The sequence below is a fragment of the Micromonospora sp. LOL_015 genome, from assembly GCF_048060275.1.
Classification (GTDB): domain Bacteria; phylum Actinomycetota; class Actinomycetes; order Mycobacteriales; family Micromonosporaceae; genus Micromonospora_E.
The window spans coordinates 1-214 of record NZ_JBHMIO010000244.1; the positions used below are offsets into that span (position 1 = coordinate 1).

Annotated in this window: 1 protein-coding gene; it reads left to right on the forward strand. The window is 80.4% G+C overall.

All coding sequences use genetic code 11. From position 1 onward, the window contains the following. Positions 1-214, forward strand: a 214-nt coding sequence (locus ACFHWU_RS29670) for a hypothetical protein (RefSeq protein ID WP_416592374.1), incomplete at both ends; no start/stop codon positions are given.

The window sequence follows — 214 nt, forward strand, 5'->3', positions numbered from 1 at the left end:
AGACGGTGCGGGGGTTGTGTGCCCGACTCGACGGTGACGCGTTGGACGCCGCCGTGGGCCGGTGGCTGCAGCGCCGCGCGGACGCGGCGGCGCGGGCGAGAGCCCGGGTCGGGGTGCGGCCGTCGCGGGACCGAAAGGCCCGACGCCGGGCCAGGGCCGCTGGCCAGCGACACCGCCGCGCCAGCGCGCGGGACCGTCACCGGCCACGGTTGCC